Annotated in this window: 22 protein-coding genes and 1 pseudogene; 12 read left to right on the forward strand and 11 right to left on the reverse strand. The window is 53.7% G+C overall.

The annotated features are described in order from the left end of the window. Positions 1 to 116 precede the first annotated feature (116 nt). The 5 genes from eptA (at position 117) to GV764_RS17490 (ending at position 4,270) form a co-directional block, all read left to right on the forward strand. Positions 117 to 1,751 (forward strand): phosphoethanolamine transferase EptA, encoded by a 1,635-nt coding sequence (eptA, locus tag GV764_RS17470; protein ID WP_161661221.1) that lies wholly within the window; start codon positions 117 to 119, stop codon positions 1,749 to 1,751. Next, positions 1,748 to 2,428: a two-component system response regulator PmrA gene (pmrA, locus tag GV764_RS17475; protein WP_161661222.1), complete on the forward strand. Its 681-nt coding sequence runs from the start codon at positions 1,748 to 1,750 to the stop codon at positions 2,426 to 2,428. Before eptA ends, pmrA begins: the two co-directional genes overlap by 4 nt. Continuing rightward, on the forward strand, positions 2,425 to 3,498 hold the full coding sequence (pmrB, locus tag GV764_RS17480; RefSeq protein WP_161661223.1) for a two-component system sensor histidine kinase PmrB: 1,074 nt from the start codon (positions 2,425 to 2,427) through the stop codon (positions 3,496 to 3,498). The genes pmrA and pmrB overlap by 4 nt, the downstream gene beginning before the upstream one ends. 131 nt (positions 3,499 to 3,629) lie before the next feature. Then, on the forward strand, positions 3,630 to 3,860 hold the full coding sequence (locus GV764_RS17485) for a hypothetical protein (protein WP_161661224.1): 231 nt from the start codon (positions 3,630 to 3,632) through the stop codon (positions 3,858 to 3,860). Beyond that, positions 3,857 to 4,270: an Imm63 family immunity protein gene (locus GV764_RS17490; RefSeq protein ID WP_161661225.1), complete on the forward strand. Its 414-nt coding sequence runs from the start codon at positions 3,857 to 3,859 to the stop codon at positions 4,268 to 4,270. The genes GV764_RS17485 and GV764_RS17490 overlap by 4 nt, the downstream gene beginning before the upstream one ends. 63 nt (positions 4,271 to 4,333) lie before the next feature. Here the strand turns inward: GV764_RS17490 and GV764_RS17495 are convergent, their stop codons facing one another. The 4 genes from GV764_RS17495 to GV764_RS17510 form a co-directional block, all read right to left on the reverse strand. Continuing rightward, entirely contained in the window at positions 4,334 to 4,963 is a 630-nt protein-coding gene (locus GV764_RS17495) for a YcxB family protein (RefSeq protein ID WP_236651896.1), read from the reverse strand. A gap of 194 nt (positions 4,964 to 5,157) precedes the next feature. Then, positions 5,158 to 5,697 carry a DUF2058 domain-containing protein gene (locus GV764_RS17500; RefSeq protein WP_161661226.1) on the reverse strand — a complete coding sequence of 180 codons (540 nt, stop codon included), beginning with the start codon at positions 5,695 to 5,697 and terminating at the stop codon, positions 5,158 to 5,160. A gap of 35 nt (positions 5,698 to 5,732) precedes the next feature. Further along, complete coding sequence (locus GV764_RS17505) at positions 5,733 to 6,218, reverse strand: cold-shock protein (protein WP_161661227.1); 486 nt, start codon at positions 6,216 to 6,218, stop codon at positions 5,733 to 5,735. A 148-nt stretch (positions 6,219 to 6,366) separates the two neighbouring features. Continuing rightward, a complete protein-coding gene (locus tag GV764_RS17510; protein WP_161661228.1) occupies positions 6,367 to 8,256 on the reverse strand; it encodes a BrxR family helix-turn-helix transcriptional regulator in 1,890 nt (629 codons plus the stop codon). A 67-nt stretch (positions 8,257 to 8,323) separates the two neighbouring features. Between GV764_RS17510 and GV764_RS17515 the strand changes: the two genes are divergently transcribed. Genes GV764_RS17515 through GV764_RS17525 form a run of 3 tightly spaced genes read left to right on the forward strand, consistent with a single transcriptional unit; the run spans position 8,324 to position 11,225 of the window. Then, complete coding sequence (locus GV764_RS17515; protein ID WP_161661229.1) at positions 8,324 to 10,147, forward strand: hypothetical protein; 1,824 nt, start codon at positions 8,324 to 8,326, stop codon at positions 10,145 to 10,147. Beyond that, positions 10,140 to 10,637, forward strand: coding sequence for a GreA/GreB family elongation factor (locus tag GV764_RS17520; protein ID WP_161661230.1), 498 nt, complete (start codon positions 10,140 to 10,142; stop codon positions 10,635 to 10,637). Before GV764_RS17515 ends, GV764_RS17520 begins: the two co-directional genes overlap by 8 nt. A 6-nt stretch (positions 10,638 to 10,643) precedes the next feature. Beyond that, positions 10,644 to 11,225, forward strand: coding sequence for a nucleoside/nucleotide kinase family protein (locus GV764_RS17525; RefSeq protein WP_161661231.1), 582 nt, complete (start codon positions 10,644 to 10,646; stop codon positions 11,223 to 11,225). 161 nt (positions 11,226 to 11,386) lie between these two features. On the opposite strand, the gene umuC is transcribed toward GV764_RS17525, so the two are convergent. Then, a complete protein-coding gene (gene umuC, locus GV764_RS17530; protein WP_161661232.1) occupies positions 11,387 to 12,649 on the reverse strand; it encodes a translesion error-prone DNA polymerase V subunit UmuC in 1,263 nt (420 codons plus the stop codon). Between the two features lie 261 nt (positions 12,650 to 12,910). Here umuC and GV764_RS17535 point away from each other — a divergent pair. Then, positions 12,911 to 13,692 (forward strand): annotated as a pseudogene (locus tag GV764_RS17535) (glutamine amidotransferase). Positions 13,693 to 13,724: 32 nt separating this feature from the next. Here GV764_RS17535 and umuD read toward each other — a convergent pair. From umuD to GV764_RS17565, 6 genes are all read right to left on the reverse strand, one after another. After that, a complete protein-coding gene (gene umuD, locus GV764_RS17540; RefSeq protein ID WP_161661234.1) occupies positions 13,725 to 14,150 on the reverse strand; it encodes a translesion error-prone DNA polymerase V autoproteolytic subunit in 426 nt (141 codons plus the stop codon). Positions 14,151 to 14,462: 312 nt separating this feature from the next. Further along, positions 14,463 to 15,272, reverse strand: a complete 810-nt coding sequence (locus tag GV764_RS17545) for a Cof-type HAD-IIB family hydrolase (RefSeq protein ID WP_161661235.1) — start codon at positions 15,270 to 15,272, stop codon at positions 14,463 to 14,465. Positions 15,273 to 15,372: 100 nt separating this feature from the next. After that, a complete protein-coding gene (locus GV764_RS17550; RefSeq protein WP_161661236.1) occupies positions 15,373 to 16,200 on the reverse strand; it encodes an arylamine N-acetyltransferase in 828 nt (275 codons plus the stop codon). 90 nt (positions 16,201 to 16,290) lie between these two features. Then, positions 16,291 to 17,841, reverse strand: coding sequence for a nitric oxide reductase transcriptional regulator NorR (gene norR / locus GV764_RS17555; RefSeq protein WP_161661237.1), 1,551 nt, complete (start codon positions 17,839 to 17,841; stop codon positions 16,291 to 16,293). Positions 17,842 to 17,940: 99 nt separating this feature from the next. Beyond that, complete coding sequence (pptA, locus tag GV764_RS17560) at positions 17,941 to 18,171, reverse strand: tautomerase PptA (RefSeq protein ID WP_161661238.1); 231 nt, start codon at positions 18,169 to 18,171, stop codon at positions 17,941 to 17,943. A 49-nt stretch (positions 18,172 to 18,220) separates the two neighbouring features. Next, the gene (locus GV764_RS17565; RefSeq protein WP_161661239.1) at positions 18,221 to 18,838 is read right to left on the reverse strand and encodes a glutathione S-transferase family protein; all 618 of its coding nucleotides are present in this window, start codon (positions 18,836 to 18,838) and stop codon (positions 18,221 to 18,223) included. Between the two features lie 261 nt (positions 18,839 to 19,099). Here GV764_RS17565 and ansP point away from each other — a divergent pair, with 261 nt between their 5' ends. The 3 genes from ansP to GV764_RS17580 all read left to right on the forward strand — a co-directional run bounded on the left by ansP (position 19,100) and on the right by GV764_RS17580 (position 23,035). Further along, positions 19,100 to 20,599, forward strand: coding sequence for an L-asparagine permease (gene ansP, locus GV764_RS17570; protein WP_161661240.1), 1,500 nt, complete (start codon positions 19,100 to 19,102; stop codon positions 20,597 to 20,599). A gap of 140 nt (positions 20,600 to 20,739) precedes the next feature. Beyond that, a complete protein-coding gene (locus tag GV764_RS17575; RefSeq protein WP_236651897.1) occupies positions 20,740 to 21,804 on the forward strand; it encodes a DUF1176 domain-containing protein in 1,065 nt (354 codons plus the stop codon). A 130-nt stretch (positions 21,805 to 21,934) separates the two neighbouring features. Next, positions 21,935 to 23,035 carry a mechanosensitive ion channel family protein gene (locus tag GV764_RS17580; RefSeq protein WP_161661241.1) on the forward strand — a complete coding sequence of 367 codons (1,101 nt, stop codon included), beginning with the start codon at positions 21,935 to 21,937 and terminating at the stop codon, positions 23,033 to 23,035. The last annotated feature ends 8 nt before the right edge of the window (positions 23,036 to 23,043 follow it).

The following is a 23,043-nucleotide window of genomic DNA, read 5'->3' on the forward strand; positions in this document are numbered from 1 at the left end:
CACAGTAAAAGGTTTTCGGCAACGCTTCAAGTACCGGGGCCAACCTTAAGTCTCTTAAGCTTTTCCTAATTTTAATTTGGCATCCTGCATACATTGAAATGACTGGATGCCCCGCTATGCCCTTCCCACGCCTGAAAAGACCGACGCTGAGCCGGATTGCGTTTATCAGCCTGTTTTCGGCCTATATCGCCCTGTTTTTAAATTTTGCTTTTTACCATCAGATATTGCGCGTGTTTCCGTTGACCACGCCACGCAATATTCTGGTGTTTATCACCATGCCGCTGGTAATTTTTTGTGTGGTCAGCAGCGTCGCGACCCTGGCCTCGCTGGTGAAGCTGGACCGGCTGGTGATTGCGCTGTTTATCCTGGTCAGCGCCTCGACGCAATACTTTATCCTGACCTACGGCATCGTCATGGATCGTTCGATGATCGCCAATATGCTCGACACCACCGCCTCCGAAACCTTTGCCCTGCTTACGCCGCAGCTCACGCTGACGCTGGTGTTTTCCGGCGTGCTGATGGCGATGCTGGCATTCTGGGTGCGGGTAAAAGAGGCCGCGTCCTGGCGTCGTTTTGCGCATCGCGCCCTGAGCCTGATTGGCTGCGCCGCCGTCGTCGTCGTCGTGGCGCTGCTGTTTTATAAAGATTACGCCTCGCTGTTTCGCAATAACAAAGAGCTGGTGAAGGCGATCAATCCGTCCAATACCGTGGCCGCCAGCTGGTCGTGGTACGTGCATAACCGGGAAGACAACCTGCCGCTGGTGAAAATCGGCGAGGATGCAACGCAAAACCCGCTGATGCGCCAGGGCAAGAAAAACCTGACTATTTTAATCGTCGGGGAAACCTCCCGGGCGGATAATTTCTCGTTAGGCGGCTATGCGCGGCAAACCAATCCGCAACTGGCGCAGCGCAACGTGGTCTATTTTCCGCATACCACCTCCTGCGGCACCGCCACCGCCGTCTCCGTGCCCTGTATGTTTTCTAATATGCCGCGCGCCCGCTACGACGAAGCGCTGGCTCACCATCAGGAAGGCATGTTGGATATTATCCAGCGCGCCGGTATTCAGGTGTTGTGGAATGAAAACGACGGCGGCTGCAAAGGCGCATGCGATCGCGTACCCCATCAGGATATGACCCGGCTCAACCTGCCCGGTCAATGCATTGAAGGCGAATGCTACGACGAGGTGCTGTTCCATGGGCTGGATGAGTACATCGACAAGCTGACCGGCGACGGCGTGATTGTTCTGCATACCATCGGCAGCCATGGGCCGACCTACTTTAATCGCTATCCGCCGCAGTTCCGTAAATTTACGCCCACCTGCGACACCAATCAGATCCAGACCTGTACGGCAGAACAGTTAACCAATACTTACGACAACACGCTGTTATACGTCGATTATGTGGTGTCGAAAGCGATCGATATACTGAAAGCGCACCAGGACAGATTCACCACCAGCCTGGTTTATCTCTCGGATCACGGCGAGTCGCTGGGCGAAGACGGCATTTATTTACATGGGCTGCCTTATCGCATCGCACCGGCAACCCAGAAACATGTGCCGCTGCTGGTATGGTTATCCGACGACTATCAAAAACGCTATGCTGTGGATCGGGATTGCCTGAATAAACGCGCCGCACAGGACGCATCACAGGATAATTTATTTTCAACCATGCTGGGGCTGACGGGCACCCAAACCAAAGAGTATATTGCGTCCGACGATCTGGTGGCGGCGTGCAGGGGGACAACGCGATGAAAATATTAGTCGTAGAAGATGATGCGCTGCTGCTACAGGGGCTGGTGATGGCGCTTCAGGGCGAAGGTTACGTGTGCGACGGCGTCTCCACTGCCCGGGCGGCGGAGGCCAGTCTGCTGGCCGGGCAATACAGTTTGCTGATCCTCGATTTGGGCCTGCCCGACGAGGACGGTCTGCATGTGCTGCTGCGCCTGCGTCGCCAGAAAATGATGCTGCCGGTGTTAATTTTGACGGCGCGCGATTCGGTGAACGAGCGCATCGCCGGGCTGGACGCCGGCGCCGATGATTATCTGATTAAACCCTTCGCGCTGGAGGAGCTGCTGGCGCGCATTCGCGCCCTGATCCGCCGCCACGCTAACCAGGCGGACAATACCCTGGCGGTGGGCAATCTGACGCTGGATATGACCCACCGGATCGCCAGGCTCGACGGCATGCAGGTGGAGCTCACCCCGAAGGAGTACGCCATTCTGTGCCGTTTGATGCTGAAGGCGGGCCACCCGGTACACCGGGAAATCCTCTATAACGACATCTATAACTGGGACAACGAACCCTCCACCAACACCCTTGAAGTCCATATCCACAATCTGCGCGACAAAATCGGCAAAGCGGCGATCCGCACCGTGCGCGGCTTCGGCTATGCGCTCATCAAGCCCGGCGAGGAAAGCGAACCACTATGAGGGCATTGATTACCCGGCTGGGCAGCCACCGCACGTTACGCTTTCGCCTTCTGCTGGCGATCGGGCTGATTCTGGTGGTGTGCCAGGCCATCAGCGTGGTGTGGCTGTGGCACGAAAGTAAAGAGCAGATCTCCTTTCTGGTGGACGAGGCGCTGCATAACCGCAACAACCAGTGGCACATCGAAAAAGAGATTGTCGAGGCGGTGGCCAGCCTGGCGCTGCCCAGCCTGGTTATGATTTCGCTGGCGCTGCTGCTCTGTTTTCAGGCGGTGAAATGGATCACCCGCCCGCTGCTGGAGCTTCAGCGCCATCTCGACAGCCGCAGCGAAGATAACCTTGAACCCATCGGCTACGTCAGTTCGGTACGGGAAATTGATGCGGTTACTCACGCCATTAATCATCTGGTATCGCGGCTGACCGTCACCCTGGAGCGCGAGCGGCTGTTTACCGCCGATGTCGCCCATGAACTTCGCACCCCGCTCGCCGGGCTGCGGCTGCATCTGGAACTGATTGAAAAGGCGTATCACGTGGATGTAAAACCGCTATTACAGCGTCTCGACCAAATGACGCAAAGCGTATCCCAGCTGCTGCAACTGGCGCGGGTCGGGCAATCCTTCGCCTCCGGCGATTATCAGCAGGTGCCGTTACTGGCGGAGGTGATTGAACCGATGCGGGGAGAATTCGAGACCATGCTGCACACCCGCCATCAGCAACTACAGGTTGTCGCCCCTCAGGACGTCACCGTGCGCGGCGACGCGACGCTGCTGCGCGCCATGCTGCGTAACCTGGTGGAAAACGCCCATCGCTACAGCCCGGAACATACCACCGTGTTTATTCGCGTGGAAACCACCCCGCATCCGTTGCTGGTGGTGGAAGATGAAGGGCCGGGCATTGACGAAACCAAAAGCGGCGAGCTCAGCAAAGCCTTTGTGCGTATGGACCGCCGCTACGGGGGAATTGGCCTGGGGTTAAGCATTGTCACCCGCATCGTACAGTTGCACCAGGCGCAGTTTATTCTCGACAACCGCAACCCGGGGCCGGGTTGCCGGGCGCGGGTGCGGTTTCTGTAAGGCGGCACGACTTCACCCGCGCTACGCGCTGTTATTGATACGCTGACGATTTGACGGCGCCTGGCAGAACATTAGTGCCATATCTGTGCCAGAATGATTGAAATTAAACGCATAATGGAGCCTGACTGAGAATGGCGATGGTATTTATCCCTGCGCTTGTGGCCTTGCTGGAAGCAAAAGAGAAAGCAACTGGGCGGGAATTGACCCGCGATGAAGTTGAGTCGATACGCGATAATGCGACCGCGATTGCGTTGCCGGAAGAATTTGCAGTAGATATGACCAACAGCCGTGGTTATCCCGATATCGATCCGGAGGATGTCTGGAATGCATGGTTAGCCTACAAGAAAAATAAAAGCCTGTGAAAACGATTGAAGAACTGCGGGCGGAGCTTCTCAAAACTGGAGAGCAGTTAGGTGGAGGAATAAGGCCCAATCATTACTTCATTATTCCTGATAGCCCGGATGGCCTGGCTACCCCCTGGCTGGAAATTCATGACCAGGAATACCATTTTATTGTCAGTGAAAGAGGCGTCGAAATAGCGCGTAAAGTCACGTCCAGTGATGATGAGATTCTGTATTGGTTTGTTGAATGTAGCGTGGCGGGCCTGGCTTCACGCTATGCGGCATTAAACAGTTCACCTGAAAGGGAATTCAGGGATATTTATTTCCGCAAGCAATACCGATTAATGCTCTCCATCAACCCTGAGTGGGCCACGAGAAAGCGTAAAGAATTCACCGCAATCCTGCGTTCTCAAATTAGCGAAGCGAAGTAAATTTCAAATACATCCTCCGCGTTGGCGTTCTGCCCTGGGTTTATCTTCTGCGATCGTCGGGATTTATCCGGCCTGCTGTTTCCTCCAGGCAATTTGCGCATGGATAAAGTCTACAGCACCAGCGGCCTCACTGTCGGAAGTAAAAACCCTCTCAGGAATAACAATGCAGTTGTCATTTCGCATATGAATAAAGATAAAGCCGCCTTTTCGGTAACTGGTTTTAATATATTCCCAGTACACGCGCCCGGTCGCTGAATGGGTGATGTTTTCGACATAATACCGGGTAAGCTTCACTCTCTGAGCAAGCTCATCATCAGTTTGTTCCGCGGCTGCATTTTTTTTCATGGCCTTACATAACAGCCTGTCATAAAGGTTAAACAACGCCAGTGAAAGCGCGAACAGCGCGAGCAAAATGATATTTATCACCCGGGTCCGGGCCATCATGCTGTCATCATGGGGGGCGTCAATAATCTGCATAATCATTTGCAGAAGAGTAAACATCGCCGCAAAAATGAAAATATACCCTGCGGCTCGCTTGATGAAACCCATAGATCCGTAGGGTTTAATGCTCTCTTTCTCATAGGCTTTTATCAGCTTACCTGCTTCGGTGCGCTCAAGCACTGACATTGAAAAATCAACGATAATTCGGCTTTTTGTTATCATCGGGTCTATCCCTGTTTGTTTTTGAGTCAATGCCTCCTGACAATATCAAATTTCGATATCGCAGGGAGGGATTGACTATGAGGTGCAGGATCCTGCTCAGCTCCCCGTGCATTACACGATAAAGAGTAAACCGTCGTTCATGGAAGGAAAAACGTCACCCGCGCAACCCGCGCTGGCTGAAGGACGTGGACATTATCATTGGCAGCCGGTCACGACACTCTCAGTTACCACATCAAATCATCAGGCACTTTAAAATCGGCGTACGGATCGTCCTCGTCCTGCTCTTCCTGGCTTAGCGCGCTATTAAGGACGATGCTGTCCGCGTCGCGCTGGGCGATTTTATCGGCCACGCTGGCAGGGATAATGGCGTATTCGTATTCATCTTTGTTATTACCTGCCAGACGCGCAATGGCAAGACGGCCATTGATTAACTGCGCCTGCGTCGCCTTATCCACCACCACTTTTTTAATCAAATTACTGTCGGTGAAATTAAACTCAATATTGCCTTTCGCAACGGTGATGCGGTTCATCTCAATCAACTGCTTCACCTGCGCTTTATATTCTTTCGATAGCGTAGCCTGTTTTTGTTGTTCGCTGAGCTGTTTGTCTCGCTCAAGCTGCGCTTTCTTATTCTCTTCAACGGCCTCGCGAGCTTCGCGCGCCTGAACCCGTGATTTTTTTGCCGTGCGCTGGACTTTAGCCATTTTTTTGCTGGTCACTAAACCCGCTTTCAGCATCTGCTCTTGTAAGGTAAGTTTTGTCATCTTTGTCTCTTCGCTCGCCCGTTATTCAATCCAGATTATTTGAGTTTAAGCATTTTCACTGTGGCATCGATATCGATCTCATCTTCAGAAAAGATGTGCGTCGCCCCCTGGAAGGTGGTGATGGCCAGTTTTTTCAGCGAGCGCGTTTCACCTGGTTTTGCGGTGGATTTAGGTCGGATGCTATTCATTAACGCGCCGACGGACAGCACCGCATTCTCTTTATCAATGCGGGCCTCGGCAGGCACCTCTTCGCTGTAAACCAGATAAGATTTGATCGACGTGAGCTTCAGGCGCTCGCCCGCGATAAAGATGTATTTGCTTTCCGGCACCACTTTCACCGCATAGGCTGACAGGCCCTTATTATTGGTGGTGGGTTCGAACGTCACCGCGGCGTCTTTTTTAATCAGTTCCGGGTTGGCGACTTTAATCACATGAAAATAGCGGTTGTCGCCGTTCTCATCTTTGATAAATCCAAAACCTTTATCTTTAAACCACGTTGTGATCTTTCCGTTCATCGCCATTACCGCCTGATTAATCTGTTAGCTACTTAATTTTTGCAGCGCGAAGTGTAAAGCACAATGTCGGCACAGTCTACGCGGCGACAGTCGGGATTTCATTTAAATCAGGACCAAGCAATCAGATGTCATCAACGCCTCGAAAATGAATTGTTTATCCTTGGCCATTCACTTCATCTTCGTTACTTGTATGAATCTCTCCCCAGCCACGCCAGGAGTGAACCAGAGCATTCTTTTCTGGCCTGCTTCCCTGATAACCCAGATAACAAGACATCGCATGAGTCATATGAAGAGCAATATAGAGGTTGCTCCAGAATCGTTCTGATATTGGCTGAGGAAGATCAATTACGTGGACATAAAACAGCTCACTAAAGCGATCGGTAAAGATATCTGCGAATTTTTTAATATCTGGGGTTGAAAGTACAATGTAAAAACAATTTTGCCGTATGCTCGCGTAACGATGGTCGCCATGAGTATAGTCTTTTATATCAAAGAACATGGGTGAATGAACCCCAGACTCACATAACAAAGACCGCCATGTCTCCTGCAACATGCCATGATCACCGTTTGTCAGTATGATGAGATTCTTTTCAGAAAACGAAGGGATATTCGCAAGGAAAGTGGAAACCGTGGCTGCCTGCAACCTCACAGCCTCGCTAATACTTTGATATTTCACATCTATATCAAGAAATTGTCTCACATAACACTCAACACTCTGACTTAGGGTAATCACCGAGCGTATGTTGATAAATCGCTTATCTCGCTCAGGGAATGGAATGAACGCTCCATGAATATTGACGTTGGATGTTTCCAGGACCTTTACAAGTTTTGATGTATGATCACATGACACCACTCCGACATCTACACATCTCGAAGACACTAACTTTCCAGCATTGACGGCATCTTCATGTTTTCCCGCGATACTAATAATTACCGGTGTTTTTTTATTTAGTCCGGGATGATTAATGAGCGATAAATAAGAGCTATAGCTGGAATTAATGTCATTATGCTGACAAAGTTCATCAGCATAGGAAGCGGCAATCTTTGATAAACCCGCCCCTAACCACAGCATTCGTGGTTCGGATGAGACTGTATATCTGTCGTCCACATAGGTCGGATTTATATTGCGTAAGCGATCAAAATCATTTTCAAGGTCGAGAGGTGCAAATACATCAGGATCAGGTAAAGACTGTACGAGAGGTCTAAGCGCTTCCCAGTTCTCAACGGTAATGAAAAGATTAGGATCAACAGCGCGGCCTTTGTATTCCCGAATAGCACTTAACAACTGCATAGAAGCCAGACGGTAATAGGCTAAACACTGACGAACAGGAATAGTTAGCCTCGCATTGACCATGCCAAAGGATTTCCTCAGTGACTCACGTTGCAGGGGTGAAAGTCCGTCCGAAGGCGTGATAATGATATCCACAAAGGTATTCCACTCATTATCTGTTACTGAAGATACCCAATCTTTACTGTCGCTCGGTGTCACTTCCCTAATTCTGGTTAATGGGAAATCACCGAAGCGGTGATTATCATGATCCCATCCTCTTACATGCCAGCGCAATGTGGTTGCAACTACCGAATGAGGCGAAATCATATGAGTGATCACTTCATTTTGTTTAAGTGATGTCATTTTGATAATTGCCGGGATATTACGTTTATGACATTGGTTCAATGTGCGGAAGATGTGAGGTTCGACAAATTGTGGCACCCCCTCGACATTTTCAAAGGAAATACGCTGATTCAGCTCATTAGTATTGTTTTGCAACCATGTAATGGGATTTGAATCAAATACCGGGCTAAATGAGTCCGTGGCGCAAAACGCTTTATGACTGTAATCCAGCACAAAATTATCAGGCGCCAGTTCCTGATAGCGATTGATATCTGATGAGGCTTGCTGAGTTGATATACCGAACTTATAGACCAGTTCGGTCCTGTTGAACTCCCCCATCCACAACAGCTGTTCATCAATCCACTTCAGTCTGGTCAGGATCATCGCTCCATTACGGAGTGATGCAATATTTTGTAATTCATCTGTTGACATATCTGTTAACTCGTCACTAGCATGTCTACTGAATAGACACTAACATAGTCTTCTGATGGAGTGAAGTATGAATGCGCATACCACAAGTGCTCTGAAGGTCACACATGCAGACCTTGTCAACGATGAACAAGGTACTGGCAATGAAACGACACTGCCGTGGTATGGTTATTTATACAACGAAGGGGATGTTTCAGAACGCAATATCAAAGACCGTCTGGCACTGGCGTTGCAATTCAGAACCCTGCCCCCTGAAGTTTTTACCCGCTTGCGGCATCTACAGCCGCAAAGTGGTTGCTTCAATAAGTGTAGCTTTTGTAGTCAATCGGCCTCCAGCCGCATAGTCGAATTTGACTGGGGTGCTCTCGAGAATATTGTTGCAGCCATCAGGATCGCTACGATTGAACAAAACACGACAAACGGCACACTGCCAGCATCGGTCCTTCAGCACCCGCAGCAGCTTGAACGCTACTTCGCTATGGGTAAGAGCTTGATTGCCAATGAACGGTCAGACCGGCCTGGCGTGGTGTACTCTTATCTGGACAATGATCCGGCTCTGTATCCAAAAATCGATCAACTCGCGAAGTTGCTTTATGAAAACCTTGGCGTAAAGACCCGCATTGCTACTGTTGGGTTTAGCCGCCATAACAGCACTATTGCAACAGCTTTTAAACGTATTAGTCATGATTACCAGCGCTATATAGCAGGTGTCAGGCTGTCGGTCTCTCCTTACACCTATGGCTGGAGTAAGGCGGCTGAACGTGCTCAACTGGCAAATCGTGCTGAATTTGAAAAAGACCTCGCGCATTTTCTCAATCTGTTCCGTGAAGGAATGCTGTCCTCAGAAGAGGGTCGCAAAGGTGTTTGTGCCGAAATTCGGTTTGCCCCAATGGTTCACGCAACCCATGTGATTACCGATCAAATCAATGGCCATTTTGTATTGAAAGCAGGAAATTACGCTTACGTTGCTCAACAGGAAGGCGACCTGACTGACGCTTTTCCTGCCGTTCTGGGATCGGGTTCTCATAATTTCAACGTCGCCGCTACAGGCATTCCTGTTTGGCAGATAAACGCGCCTGATCTGCAGTCATGGGATAAAACCGTCCGAGAGGTTCTGAGTACCGGGGGAGTCGGAACGACCCAACATCACTTGCATAAATTCGAGAATGAAGATGGATACTATTTTGGTATTGATGTTGAGCGCACTTCTGAAGGTTATCATTTCGCTAAATATTTCTATCCGAAAATCGGCACTCGGCCAGGCAGTGGTCTCATTGATGGTGAGCGATACCTTCTTAACGCATTATTGCTGGCGACAGCATCAGGAGAAGACCAGACTTGGGGGCATGTTGCCCTATTATGTGAAAAGCTGAGCGCTACTGCCCGCGCTTTGGAGATTGATTACCCTGAATCAGCCGAATACCTCCGCGAACACGTTGTGCCATTGCTCTTGTCCTATATTCGTGCACTGAAAATTGCCAATTTTCCTGCTAACAGCTTGTTCAATAAAGCAGTTACTATTGAAACAGGCCAGATATGTAATCTTGGGCAGGCATACCATGAATATAAGGCTATTGCTTCACGCCCTGACTTACCTCTTACGCTTAACCACGAACGCGCTTTCGGGAAAAATGGGGAGCTTGCAAGTGAAGGCACTGTTTTTCGCCTGGCACCAAGCAATGTGATACGTAAGGCATCCAGTTTTTCCCGCCAGAACCAGCTCATGCAAGGGTTCACAATTGAACAGTTGGATCTGGAGTCAACAAGCAGTGCGGATGGTCAGTCAGTTAATCGCCACTTTTTCCCGATGGAATGTAATCATTCTTATCGCCTTCAGGATCTGACAGAGCCAGCTATCATTGGCCAAATTGCCACAAGGAATTTAAATGTTTGACATGTATCTGACCAGAGCAGGATTGCTCAGAGTACAGCAAGAGTTAAAAGCGTTGCAGGACGAAATTCGCGAATGTAATCGCAAGATAGGCCATACGGTGTCACTGGATAATGATTTGCGCGAAAATCCGGAATTCTTGGCTTTGCGGACTAAAGCGGAATATGAACTCCCGGCACGAATTACAGCACTCAGTAACATCCTTAATAATCATACGCTCGTTGAAACGACAGAGCACATCCTGAGTAATGAGTGCGAATTCATTGGGGTAGGTAATGCAGTAACCCTCAAGGATGACGACGGAAATGCACGTCTGATTCATATCTTAGGCTTTGGGGAAAGTAATCCTGCGCATTCCATCGTTAGCTTCGATACCCCTCTGGCAAGAGCGCTCTTAGACCGTGAAATTGGCGATGAAATAAGCCTCCCGTACCAGGGAAAAAGCGTGAACTTTAAAGTGGTTAATATCACTCGCACCCCTTATCTGAAGTGAGAAGCCATGAGCGGAAAGCTGATTGTTATCACGGGACTTGATGGTTCAGGAACAACGAGCGTGGCAAAGTTTCTGGCTGAAAAGGATCCTAATGGCCTTTTTATGCACACGCCTAATGGTATTTTTTCGCAAATACGGAAAGGCTTTGATGGAGATTTCCGTATTGAGCATCCGGAGGCGCACTACCTTTTCTACCTGGCTGCAGTCGTAGCTGCATCGGATGAAATAAAAGAGCATCTTAAATTTCATAACGTTTACTGTGTACGCTATCTGGTAGATACAGTAGTGTCGCATCGCGTTGCGGGGGTAAATGTCCAACTCAATTATGATCTTGGTTTTAGCACCATAGCCATCCCTGATATCACTTTCTTTATTCGTTTAAATGAAGCGCTAAGACAGAACAGGATTGAGATTCGGGGTAAGTCAACGCTGGACAAAGTCCTGGATTGTGACAGCGTCCGGACAGAATTTCTTCATGAGTTCAGGCAGGTTTGTCCGGAAATGATTTATATCGATAATGACCATACTGTCGAATCATGTGTTGATACGATGCTAACCCACCTGAATGCATTGGGAATCGCTTTGTGACCTGAACTCAGTGTCGTACTCACCGAGCGGTGATTGTCTATCTGTTGCCAAAGTCATGGACAGAACAACCAGATGCTTGCGGTTAAACTTGCTCCTGAACACGAGGTGGCGCAGCTAAAGCTCATTACGTCCGCTTCTGGGAAACCTCTCTTATCTTACGTCTACCCCACTACCCGTAAATCCGATAACCGCGTCGTGTACGCCGGCGACAGCATTTCGCGCTTCATCGCCCAGCTTTTCTGGATCCCCTGCCCGGCGAACCACAGTTTGCCTTTACCCTGCTTATGCACCTCATCAATCACCGACATCAGCGCCGCGCTGTTCGCCCACGGGGTATACTCATCAAACAAGTTTAACTGCGCCACCCCGAGACTATAAAAATCACTCAGCATCACGCCCGCTTTCAGATAGCGGCAGTTGCTGCGCCAGATACTGTCCAGCGCCGTCACCGCCATTTTGATGATGTCGCGAGTGTCGTGAGTCGGGGTTTGCAGCACGCTGAGCGCCTGGTTGGCGTAATACTCTTCATCAATGGCGTGCGGGCTGGTGCGGATAAATACCGAAACCTGGCGGCAAAACTGGTGCTCCTGGCGCAGCTTTTGCGCCGCGCGCTCCGCGTATGAACAGACCGCCTGGCGCATGTCTTCATACTCCGTCACCCGGTAGCCAAACGAACGGCTGCAAATAATCTGCTGTTTCGCCGGAACAAACTCCTCTATGGCGAGACAGGATTCGCCGCGCAGCTCCCGTACGGTACGCTCCAGCACCACGCTGAAATGTTTGCGGATAAGCCAGGCGGGGCATTCGGCTAAATCCCGGGCGGTGTTGATATCCATGGCGCGCAGTTGCTTGCTTAACCGTCGCCCCACGCCCCAGACCTCTTCAACGGGAATATGCGCCAGCGCGTTGTGCTGGCGTGCGGGACTGGAAATATCCAGCACGCCGCCGGTGCTTTTCCAGCGCTTGGCGGCATAGTTCGCCAGTTTCGCCAGCGTCTTGGTGCGCCCTATTCCTACGCCTACCTGAAGATGCGCCTCCTGGCGGATGCGCTGCTGGATCTGTTGGCCAAACGACTCCAGCGACTGATAACTGGCGATGCCCCGCACATCCAGAAAAGCTTCATCGATGGAATATATTTCCGTGGCGGGCGCCATCTCTTCCAGAATACTCATTACCCGATGGCTCATGTCGGCATACAGGGCATAGTTAGAGCTGAATACCGCCACGTTATGGCGCTCAAACAGCGCTTTCTGTTTAAAGTACGGCGCGGCCATCGAAACCCCTATCGCCTTTGCCTGAGCGTTGCGTGCAATGACGCAGCCATCGTTGTTACTCAGCACCACCACCGGTCGCGCCCATAAATCAGGGCGAAAAACGGCCTCGCAGGAGGCGTAAAAACTATTGACGTCAACCAGCGCAAACATGGTGACTGGCTCTTAAATCGGCTCGCGTCGCAGCGAGAAGGCGATGCTGTGCGCGGTCGCTGTGTGTGTAATCAATCAATTGCATGATGAATATATAAAGTAACTGTATATAAATACAGTATCGTTGATTCTGCATGAGGCTCAAGACATCAGAAATAAAAATATTTATCTTGAGGATATTTCTGATGATTTTTTGTACTAAAGAGCGCAAAGTAACCTCAGGCGTTACGTATTACGGTTTCTCAGGCGGAGTCTTTATTGATGCAAGTCAGTCCAATCATCATCCTTCAGGTGGGTACGCCGCCGGAGGAGATGCTCGCAGTACATGATGATGTCCCGGTGTGGTTTTGCCATGCCTTGCAGGTGCCCGTCGGTGCCGTTGAAGTGGTGCGCGTGTTTGAGGGCGAGCCGCTGCCGCAACCCGATCCGCGCCGGATGGCGATTATTACCGGCTCGTGGGCGATGGTGACGGAGCGCCTGCCGTGGAGCGAAGCCATGGCGGAGTGGATCCGCGAAGCGATGCGCATCCATATGCCGCTGTTCGGCGTCTGCTACGGTCACCAGCTTATGGCCTATGCCCTCGGCGGGCGCGTGGATTACCATCCTCAGGGGCGTGAAGCGGGCAACCAGCAAATCACCCTGACGCCGGAAGCCCAAACAGACCCGCTGCTCAACACCTTTCCGCAGACTTTTACCGCGCACTTGACCCATATGCAGACCGTGGTGGAATTGCCGCCGGGCGCTTCTGCGCTGGCTTATTCCAGCCATGACCCGCATCAGATCGTGCGCTACGGACCGAATGCGGTATCCACCCAGTTCCATCCGGAATTCACGCCGGGTATTTCGTCGGCGCTGATGCAGTTCCGCGCTGACGTGCTGCGCAGCGAGGGCCGCGATCTGGATGCCATGCTCAGTGAAGTCCGCGACGCCCCGGAGGCCCGCAACGTGCTGCGCTTTTTCATCCAGCAGACCTGCGGCCACCCCAGCCAGGATATTTTCGACGAGCTGAGCGTGCTGCATTATTAACACTCTCCCGGCAATAAAAAACGCGCGGTACCCACCGCGCGTTTTTTATTCAACTTCGCTTTTTCTTTAATACCCAGCTCACCACGCCGAAGATCTGCAACTGCGAATCATCGGTAAAGGTGATCGGCCGATAAGCCGGATTGGTCGGCACCAGTTGCGGCACCGGGCGCAGGCGCAGCAGCTTCACGGTAAAATCGCCATCCACGGCGGCGACAACCACATCGCCATGCTGCGGCGTTAACGCGCTGTCCACCACCAGTAAATCCCCATCGGAGATGCCCTCTCCCGTCATTGAATCCCCCGAGGCCTTAAGAAAATAGGTCGCGTTGGGGTGCTGAATGCATAACGCTGCAATATCGATACGGGTTTCTACGTAATCCTGCGCCGGAGAGGGAAAGCCGCACGGCACGTACTCCAGAAAGAGCGGTAAATATTCGGGGCGAGTCGCTTCGCTTAAGGGAATTAATCTGTTCATTTTTAGTTAGACCCAACATTACTGTGTTTATATACAGTATTATTGTTTTTGCGCAGCCGACAACGCCATTTTGGCCGCTTCGCCGCAGTCCTTTGAAAAATGGAGAGATTTTATTTTTTAATCAGCAGAAAACGTGACAGCGTGACAGAGGAACAAAAAACGACCGCCTGCACAGGCAGGCGGTCGTGGCGAAGGGATCAGAAGGTGTGGCGGTAAGAAATCCCGACCTGTTGGCCGATGTTATGGCTGCCGGTAGAGGAGTATATCGCTTCACGCAATAACATCCTCCACCACCACGCGCACGGCGCGTAATCAGGCGGGTAGCCGCTGCTCCAGCACCGCGTCAATCACATCCAGCGCGCCACTGTGGTTCAGCGATCCGGTGGCGTATTTGGCGATCTTTTTCACTTCCGGCGCGGCGTTGTCCATGGCGAAGGAATACCCTGCCAGTTGCAGCATCTCGATATCGTTGCCGCTGTCGCCCACCGCCACGCATTCGCCGGGATTGATATCCCAGCGCGCCATCAGGCGCTGCAAGCCGCTGGCCTTGTGCGACCCGGGAATAATCAAATCCACGAAGCCAAAGCCACTGGTCACTGGCTTGACGATACCATCCAGCGAATGGTGCAGGCTGTCCACCAGCGCCGGGATCGCGTCATCATGCAAATTCAGTGAGAATTTAAAGATCACATCGTCAATGGCGTACAGATCGTCCACCGGCTTCAGGCGGTGATAGTGTTTTGACATCAAATCGATAAACGCCTGCGGCGCGCCGGTGCGGTAATACGCGCTTTCCAGCCCGCAGACCACAAAGTTAATGCCGTCGAATTTGCCGAGTTCATCCACCACGTTGTGGAACTGGGCAGTGGTCAGCTCACCGTGATGAACGCGCTGCCCCTGGTCATACACCAGCGCGCCGTTTTCGGCAACGAACGCGATGTCGTGACAAATCTCAGGGAAGAATGAAATAAGCTGGTAGTACTGGTTGCCGCTGGCGACCACAAACTTGATGCCCTTCTCCTTCAGCGCGTGGTACTGCCGTTGAAACCTCTCCCGATCGTATTCCTTTTTCTCGTTGAGAAAGGTGCCATCCATATCCACCGCGATGAGCTTAATCTTCATACAACCTCATTAAATCAGTACAACTCAGGGGCGATATGCTAACACCCTTTAATCAAAGAACCATATGGAATGGGATTATTCATCCTTACCACAAATGAATTCACGACTGTTCCAGGCGCGCCATCACGGCCCGCAGCGCCTCACGGCTTACCCCATGCACCGGGTGCGATAACGAAAGCCCGCACTCTTCCACCAGGCAATCATACAGCGCATCGGCATGGGGTAATTCTTCCGTAGCGGCAGGATGGCCGGGCACGCGCCGGGTGACGCGTCGGTTAAGCAGCGTGATTTTGCCGCCGTCGGGGCGCATCAGCGCCAGCAGCAAATGATGCCGAAAATGCGAGTCCGGCCAGCGGGAGACAAAATGGTTCGCCATCAGATAATCCGCCGGATACTGGTGCGCCAGGTCGAAGCGGTACAGCGCCTGCCAGCCCTCGTCGTTGCGCGTCTCCAGAGCGTAATCATCTTCATTCCGGATAAGCCGGTAGCTGCCGTGCGGCGTGGTTTGCACGGCGTTCGGGATAAACGCTATCGGGGTCGACAGCGTCTGGCCGCCGAATCCCACATCCGCCAGCCAACGGGTATCGTCAAGAGTAATCAGCGACAGCCGATGGGTGCGTGGCGGCATCTCCGGCGGATTCGCCAGCACCACCCGCGCCCCCAGATCCTGCACCGCGAAACCCAGCTCGCGCAGCGCGCGGGTAAAAACGCCGTTCTGCTCGTAGCAGTAGCCGCCGCGTCGGGTGCCAAGCAACTTGTCAGAGAGATGCGCGTCATCCAGCAAAATGGGCCGCTCCAGCAGCACGTCGAGATTTTCGAAGGGAATATGACAGGTGTGCAGTAAGTGCAGCTGTTTTAACGTCGCGTAATCCGCGCGCGCCACACCGCTGAAACCGATGCGCGCAAAGTAATCATCAATAAAGGCCATAACCGGGTTCCTGTAAAAACACCCTACAGTTATAGCCGTTAATAACGAATGCCTGTTCCGGTTTGTGCGCTTTACACTCAACCGCCGCGTTTATACCGCCGGTGACGCGCGCCCGGCCCGGGCCGGTTTAAGGCCGAGGCGTTTTGCCAGCCGGTGCAGATTCGCCACGTCAATGTCCAGCGCCCGGGCGCAGGCGGCCCAGTTATGGTTATTTTCCGCCAGGGTACGGCGGATAAGCTGGCTCTGGAAAGCGTCAGTAGCGCTGCGCAGCGCCAGGTTTTCCGCCGGGAGATCCACAGGCGCTGGCGAAGCGTTTTCCAGGCCCGGCGTTAAGGCAAAATGGCTGGCTTCGAGGATCAGTTCATCGCTGTTTTGCGTCGCGCCCGCCAGTAAAATCGCCCGGTGAATGGCGTGTTCCAGCTCCCGCACGTTGCCCGGCCAGTGGTAAGCGCGGATATGCGCCAGCGCGCTGGCGCTCAGCACCACGCTGCCCAGCCCCAGCCGCGCCCTGGACTGCTCGCAGAAGAAGCCCGCCAGCACCACTTTGTCGTCGCCGCGCTCGCGCAAAGCCGGAACCGCCAGCGGGAACACGCTTAAACGGTGATACAGGTCGGCACGAAAGCGCCCTTCCATCACCTCTTCTTTCAGGTCACGGTTAGTGGCCGCTAACACGCGCACATCGACCCGTAAACTGCGATCGTCGCCGACGCGCTGAATATCGCCATATTGCAACACACGCAGCAATTTGGCCTGCAACGGCAGGGAAAGCTCGCCGATCTCGTCTAAAAACAGCGTGCCGTGATCCGCCATTTCGAACTTCCCGCTGCGGTTGCTGATCGCCCCGGTAAATGCCCCTTTCACGTGGCCGAACAGCTCGCTTTCCGCCACGCTTTCCGGCAGGGCCGCGCAGTTGAGATACACCAGCGGGTTGGCGGCGCGTGCCGATCCTTCATGAATAGCGCGCGCCACCAGCTCTTTGCCGGTGCCGGTTTCGCCGCTGATCAGTACGTTGAGATCCGACGGCGCGACAATATCAATCGCCTTTTTCAGCGCCACCATCGGCGCGCACAGGCCGATCATCTCTGTCCCCGAGGCGTTGCCGGTATGGGCGGCGGTGGCGGCGGGCAGCGGGTTATTTTTTTCCAGCTGTTCGATCAGCAACGCATTATCCAGCGCTCCGGCGGCAAGCACCGCAATCAGCCGCAGCTCTTCGTCGCTGAAGTTATCAAACTGGGTAGGATCCATGCCGTCGAGAGTAAGCGCGCCGATCAGGTTTTGCCCGGCGAACAGCGGCAGGCCGATGCAGGCGTGGACTTTCAGGCTCTCATGGCCGGGGATCAGGCCGTCATAGGGGTCCGGCAGGGTGCTGTCCGCCGGGAAGCGCACAATGTCTCCGGCGCGGGCGATGGCCTCCAGACGCGGATGCTCGTTGAGGGCGAAACGCCTGCCGGGCACGTCCGGGGACAAGCCATCAATCGCCAGCGGGCGGAAGTGCTGGGCTTCATAGCGCAGCAGCGCTGACGCATCGCACTGCAACACATCTCTTAACGTGCTGATTAAGCGCTGGAAGCGATCCTGATGGCTGATGCCCTGTTGAAGCTGAATGGCGATGGTCGCGAGAAGATTGATGGACAGGCTCATGGCGGGCGCCTCATAAATAGTCAATATGACTGCATTTTGTCATATTGACTGCAATTATGAAAGGCGCGAACAATTGCCCGCCACGGCGGGCACTCTCTGTTACATGCTGTAGCCGGGTTTCTTCGCCAGGGTATCCAGATTCGGCGCGATTTCCGTATCCCACACCTGCGCTTTCCAGTTATCCGGCTGGACCTGTTCCAGCGCCACGCTCACCGAGGTCGGTTTACTGTCGAGATGTTTGATCACCACGTTAGCGATATCTTCGGCAAACGCCTGGCGCTGCTCTTCGGTTAAATCACGCGGGAAAAATTTAATATCTACATGCGGCATGGGAACACTCCTGAGAAAAGGGAACATGCATCCTGCCCGGTTTTATCCGCTATGACAAAAGCTTATTTGCCCGCAGCACGTTCTGTAACTCGGGCCGCTCGCAAACCCGGTCAGCCAGGGCGTTAAGCTTCGGCGTCTCGGCGGCAAACCAGTCCGGGCGTGGCCGCCAGATGCGGATCGCCGGCCAGTAGGCGTCAATCAGCGTCAGCCGCTCGCCAAACGCGTAAGGCGTGTGATGCAGTTGGGTTTCCAGCCAGCGCCACAGCGTTTCGCGATAGCGGTTGGTACTGTCGGTCAGCGACGCCGGATTTTCCGTCACCCAGCGTTGCGGATAATCGCCGTAGGTAAACGTGGGATAGACGTTCGCCACCAGCCAGACCAGTAGCCGCCAGAACTGCTGGCGTTCTTTGCTCCCCGGTTCCGGCGCAAAATGCGGATGCCGGTCCAGCAGCCACAGGGCGATGGCGGCGCTCTCGGTCATGATTTCGCCGTCGTCCAGTTCCAGCGTCGGCACCTGACACAGCGGATTTAACCGCGCCAGCCTGTCCCGCTGCGGACCGGGCTGGTCGAAGCCCTCAATATCAATAAACTGGTAGGGTTCTCCTGCCATCGTCAGCATGATTTCACTGATTGCCGAGCCCCAGCCCGGCGCGCCGTAAAGGTTCATCGTCACCTCCTGAGTTCTCTTCCAGTGTAATGGCTATTAAGACATTTACCCGGATGATTGCGCTGCCCTGAAACGAGTCAGTGGTGAAATCCATCAGGTTTTATTCACTTTTTCGCATTTTTTAATCTTCGTCACGCTTAGCCCACTGCGCGGATTTGCCGCCATCAGGAATTCGGGTAGGATGCTGCGCCGGAAAGTCGCCTCACCACAAAAAGAACAGAGGCGTCGCCCCCTTTTTTCAGGACAGGAACACAGGAAAATATGACCATCAACAAAGATCATGCGGCCGAACACCGGGCCGCCAAACGACGCTGGCTCAATTCCCACGAAGAGGGCTATCACAAAGCGATGGGCAACCGTCAGATTCAGATGATCGCCATCGGCGGCGCTATCGGCACCGGGCTGTTTTTAGGCGCAGGCGCGCGCTTGCAGATGGCCGGGCCGTCGCTGGCGCTGGTATATCTGGTGTGCGGGATTTTCTCGTTTTTCATTTTGCGCGCGCTGGGCGAACTGGTCCTGCACCGTCCTTCCAGCGGCAGTTTTGTTTCCTACGCCCGCGAATTTCTCGGCGAGAAAGCCGCGTTCGTGGCGGGCTGGATGTATTTCATCAACTGGGCGATGACCGGTATCGTCGATATCACCGCGGTTGCGCTGTATATGCACTACTGGGGCGCGTTCGGCGACGTTCCGCAGTGGGTGTTTGCGCTGGCGGCGTTAGCGATTGTCGGCACCATGAACATGATCGGCGTAAAGTGGTTCGCTGAAATGGAGTTCTGGTTCGCGCTGGTAAAGGTGCTGGCGATTGTGGCGTTTCTGGTCGTGGGCACGATTTTTCTCGGCACCGGTAAACCGCTGGACGGTAACGCCACCGGCTTTCATTTGATCACCGATAACGGCGGTTTCTTCCCGCACGGCCTGCTGCCCGCGCTGGTGCTGGTGCAGGGCGTGGTGTTCGCTTTTGCTTCCATTGAACTGGTGGGCACCGCGGCAGGTGAAGCTAAAGATCCTGAAAAAACCGTGCCGAAGGCGATTAACAGCGTGATCTGGCGCATCGGCCTGTTCTACGTCGGCTCGGTGGTGCTGCTGGTGCTGCTGCTGCCGTGGATGGCTTACCAGCCGGGCCAGAGCCCGTTCGTCACCTTCTTCTCTAAGCTGGGCGTGCCCTATATCGGCAGCGTGATGAATATCGTGGTGCTGACGGCGGCGCTCTCCAGCCTCAATTCGGGGCTCTATTCCACGGGCCGTATTCTGCGCTCGATGTCGATGGGCGGTTCCGCGCCGCGCTTTATGTCGAAGATGAGCAAACAGCAGGTCCCCTTCGCCGGGATCCTCGCCACCCTGTGCATCTATGTGTTCGGCGTGGTGTTGAACTATCTGGTGCCGAGCCAGGTGTTTGAGATCGTGCTGAATATGGCGTCACTGGGCATTATCGCGTCCTGGGCGTTTATTGTGGTGTGCCAGATGCGCCTGCGTAAAGCCATCCGCGAAGGCAAAGCCGAGAAAGTCAGCTTCAGAATGCCAGGCGCGCCGGTAACCTCATGGCTCACCCTGCTGTTCCTGCTCAGCGTACTGGTGCTGATGGCGTTTGATTACCCGAACGGCACCTGGACCATCGGCTCGATTCCGGTGCTCTGCCTGCTGCTCATCGCCGGCTGGTACGCGGTGCGCAAGCGTGTGAATGAAATTCACAGCACGGCGCCCGTTGAACCTCACGCCGAAACCGGGACCGAGCAGCCGCTGGTCGAACATCTCTCCCGTTAATCTGCATCACGCCGGGGTTACCCCCGGCTTTTTTGTTTCCCGTTGAAATCCTCGCAAAAAGCGCTAATTTTCATTGCCTGACCTGAGGTTTCTGGGCAACGATAGCAACATTATTTTAATAACGTATTCAGGAGGAATCGATGGGGCCATTTAGGGTAGTGATGTCTGCTTTAGCGCTGTGCGCCGCAAGCGCCGGGGTTCTGGCAGCGGATGGCGTCGCGTTTAGCCATAAGAACTGGGAAGTGGTCTGCGATAACATCCTGACCTGCCGCGCGGCAGGCTATGGCCCGGAAGAAGGCAGCGGCGGCTCGGTGCTGCTCACCCGTGAAGCAGGCCCCGGCACGGCGGTACAGGGGCGCGTCATGCTGGCGGACATCGAAGAAAACGATTCCCCGGAAACCGTGGAATTAACGCTGTTTATCGATAACCAGTCAATGGGAACGGTTGCCCCCGGCCCGGACGGCGACTGGGAGCTTACCCAACAGCAAACCGATGCCCTGATCGGCGCGGTAAAAGGCAGCGGCGTAGTGGAGTTTCGCGGCGGCAAAGCGCCGTTTACTCTCTCCGGCGAGGGTGCAAACGCGGTGTTGCTGAAAATGGACGATGTGCAAAAACGCGTGAATACCCCAGCGGCGCTGATCAAAAAAGGCAACAAGCCGGAAAACAGCGTGCCTGCCGCCCCGGCGATCCCGGTGATTGTGGCAGCGGCTACGCTGGACGCACCGGAAAAGCCGCTGGATGCCCCGCAAATCGCGGTCATTCGCCCCCTGCTGCAGGCCAGCGTCAGCGCGGATGAGTGCGAACGGCTCTATCCCTACGAACGGCTCTATCCCGATGAGGAAAAATCGCCTGAAGCCATTTCACTCACGCCGCTGGATGACAAACACGTATTGCTCTCTACCCTGTGCTGGCGCGCCGCCTATAACGAAGGCTACGGTTACTGGGTGATGGACGCGGCACTGAAAGGCAAACCGAAAAGGGTGACCAATTCCGGCACCAATTATGTGAAAGGTATTATCGATATGGCCCAAAAAGGCCGGGGCCTCGGTGACTGTTGGAGCAATGAAAGCTGGGTCTGGGACGGTAAAACCTTCCGGCTCAGCAGCAGTTACACCACCGGCATGTGCCGCTATTTACGCGCTGGCGGCACCTGGGTTCTGCCCACGTTCGTGACTGACGTTAAAAAAGCCGATAACGCGCTATAACATCCCCATGCGGGCGCGGAGCCACCGCCGCGCCCGCCGCTCTGCGAATCCTCCCAGAAAACCCCTGTCACCTGACCCACCGCACAGGCTGTCTATACTTGGTGCTTATGCCTGATTTATGGGAGGAGAAATGGCGTATCTGGCACAACTTAATTTCGTTACCGTTTTGATGTCGACGGCGTTCTGGATCAACCTGGCTATCGTCGTGGCCGTCACGCTGATTGTTTACTGGATCATTAACCGGTTACTGGCATTCGCCTACAAAACCATTCAGAACTGGCGTAACGGCCATCCCGGCAGCAGCGATTTGCGGTTTATTGTTTTCGACATGCTGCAAAAAACCAGCAAAATCCTGATTCTGGTGACCGCCTTTCTGTTCAGCCTGCGTTTCGCCGCCCTGCCGGACCGGCTGTTCTCGACCATCTCCCAGGCCTGGTTCCTGGTGATTGCTATCCAGATGGCCATCTGGCTGGACCAGGGCGTCCAGTCCTGGATGCGCCATTTGCTGCGCGACCCTGACGCCAACCGTAACCCGGTGACGCTGGTGATCCTCGGGATGATCCTGCGGGTGCTGGTGTGGTCAATGATGTTCCTGTCGATACTGGCGAATGCGGGCGTTGATATCACCGCGCTGGTCGCCAGCCTGGGGGTAGGCGGTATCGCCATCGCCCTGGCGGTACAAACCGTCCTGAGCGATGTGTTTGCCTCGCTGTCAATCGGGTTTGATAAGCCGTTCGAAATCGGCGACTTCGTGGTGTTTAACGACGTGGCGGGCAATATTGAGCATATTGGCCTGAAAACCACCCGCATCCGCAGCCTGAGCGGCGAACAGATCGTCTGCGCCAACGCGAATTTGCTACAGCAGACCATCCACAACTACAAACGGATGCAGACCCGCCGCATCGTATTTACCTTTGGCGTCGCCAGCACCACCCCGCCGGAGAAACTGCGCATTATCGGCGACATGGTGAAAGAGATTGTTAACGATGTCGGCAATACCCGCTTCGACCGCGCTCACTTTCTGTCCTTCGATCAGGATCGGCTGACGTTTGAAGTGGTCCATATCGTGGCGACCGCCGACTATAACAAGTACATGGATATCCAGCAGGAGATTAACATTCGTATCATTGAACAGTTGAATGAAAATGATATCGAGCTGGCGCTGCCAAGCCTGGTGATGCGCGCGCCGGTACAGGTCAAACGCGCCGCGCCGGCGCAGAACGCGGCCTAAGCCCAACC

Origin of the sequence: Atlantibacter hermannii (assembly GCF_009907385.1) — a bacterium.
Taxonomy (GTDB): Bacteria; Pseudomonadota; Gammaproteobacteria; order Enterobacterales; family Enterobacteriaceae; genus Atlantibacter; species Atlantibacter hermannii_A.